This window comes from Neisseria sp. P0021.S006 (genome assembly GCF_051956895.1).
Genome location: NZ_JBQCWZ010000524.1, coordinates 1 through 928, shown reverse-complemented (window position 1 = coordinate 928; position 928 = coordinate 1). Strand labels below are relative to the sequence as shown.

At 52.0% G+C, this 928-nt stretch carries 1 protein-coding gene; it reads left to right on the top strand.

What is annotated here, in order from left to right:
* The first annotated feature begins 29 nt into the window (after positions 1–29).
* Positions 30–863: an iron uptake transporter permease EfeU gene (gene efeU / locus ACTHUM_RS15450; protein ID WP_440403347.1), complete on the top strand. Its 834-nt coding sequence runs from the start codon at positions 30–32 to the stop codon at positions 861–863.
* Positions 864–928 lie beyond the last annotated feature (65 nt).

Genomic DNA, 928 nt, shown 5'->3' with positions numbered 1-928 from the left:
TAAATGAACGTTTCACTTTAGAGTTTTTTATGCTGATTGCTTTATTGATTATGCTGCGCGAGGGCATCGAAGCCGCCCTGATCGTCGGTATTGTTGCCAGTTTTTTGAAACAGTCGGGACACAGCGAGCTGATGCCGAAGGTTTGGCTGGGCGTGTTTTTGGCTTCGGTCATGTGTTTGGGTATTGGTTACGGCATTCATTCCGTTACTGGCGAGATTCCGCAAAAAGAACAGGAATTGGTGGTTGGCGTCATCGGCCTGGTGGCCGTGGCGATGTTGACGTACATGATTTTGTGGATGAAGAAGGCCGCGCGTTCGATGAAACAGCATCTTCAGGATTCTGTTCAGTCGGCCTTGAACCGCGGCAGCGGCCAGGGTTGGGCCTTGGTCGGCATGGCGTTTTTGGCTGTGGCGCGCGAAGGTTTGGAGAGCGTGTTTTTCCTGCTTGCCGTGTTCCAGCAAAGCCCGACATGGTCTATGCCGATAGGTGCGGTGTTGGGGCTGTTGGTGGCGGTTGTCATCGGTACGCTGATTTATCAGGGCGGTATGCGCCTGAACTTGGCGAAATTTTTCCGTTGGACGGGCGCGTTTCTGATTGTGGTGGCGGCCGGTCTGCTGGCCGGTTCGTTTCGCGCGCTGCATGAGGCCGGCGTATGGAATGTGATGCAGGACATCGCTTTCGACACATCGAAATATTTGCATGAAGACAGCCCTTTAGGCGTGCTGCTCGGCGGTTTCTTCGGCTATACCGACCATCCGACCGAAGGCGAAGTCCTAATTTGGCTGCTGTATCTGGTTCCCGTCATGATTTGGTTTTTGCGCGGCAGCGCGCCGGCAAAAACGTTAACTAAATTAACTAAATAAGAAGGAAGTAAAATGAAAAAATTCAATCTGACTGCTTTGTCTGTAATGCTGGCTCTGGGTTTGAC